The sequence below is a fragment of the Arhodomonas sp. KWT genome (assembly GCF_010993615.1).
In genome coordinates, this window is sequence record NZ_WNXE01000739.1 from 1 (window position 1) to 824 (window position 824).

Consider the following 824-nt stretch of genomic DNA (forward strand, 5'->3'; position numbering starts at 1 on the left):
CTCGCGTTCGAAGTCGACGAACGCCTCCAGCACGGCCTCGCCGCCACCGACCTCGGCCCAGGCGGAGGCCGCCTCGCAGGGCTCGCGGATGACCGCCTGGCCCTTGCCGTCGTAGCCGAAACCGGCGGTCTTGAGCACCGCCGGCGTGCCAATGCGCGTCAGCGCCTGCACCAGCTCCTCCGACCCGGTCACGCGCTCGAAGGCCGCGGTGGGGAACCCCGCCTCGGCCAGGGCACGCTTCTCGCGCAGACGGTTCTGGGCGATGTGCAGGACCTCGCCGCGGGGGCGCACGGGACAGTGCTGCGCGGCGCAGTCCGCGGCGGCAACCGGCACGTTCTCGAACTCGAAGGTCACCGCATCCACCCGCCGGGCAAAGTCGGCGACGGCGTCGAGGTCGTCATACGCCGCCACCACCTCGCGGTCGGCGACTTGGCCGGTGGGCGTGCCGGACGCCGGCGACAGGGTGTGCACACGGTAACCCATGCGCCGTGCGGCGATGGCAAACATGCGGCCGAGCTGGCCGCTGCCGAGCACCCCGAGGGTGGCCCCGGGCAGGATCGGGTCGGTCACTTGAGCTCATCCTCCACGGCCTTGCGGGCCTGACGCTCACGGAAGGCCTCCAGCGCATCACGCAGCGCCGGGCGCTCCCGGGCGAGCATGGCCACGGCGAAAAGGGCGGCGTTGCGTGCCCCGGAGCGCCCGATGGCGAAGGTCGCCGTGGGCACGCCGCCGGGCATCTGCACGATGGACAGCAGCGAGTCCATGCCCTGCAGGGCACGGCTCTCCACCGGCACGCCGAGCACCGGCAGCAGCGTCTGCGCCGC

At 73.3% G+C, this 824-nt stretch carries 2 protein-coding genes; both read right to left on the minus strand.

The features are described from left to right. Positions 1-570 (minus strand): ATP-grasp domain-containing protein (locus tag G7A99_RS22090; RefSeq protein ID WP_163144132.1); only part of this gene is annotated, 570 nt, incomplete at its 3' end. Beyond that, on the minus strand, positions 567-824 hold a 258-nt coding region (locus G7A99_RS22095; RefSeq protein ID WP_163144134.1), incomplete at its 5' end, for an AIR carboxylase family protein. The genes G7A99_RS22090 and G7A99_RS22095, both read right to left, overlap by 4 nt.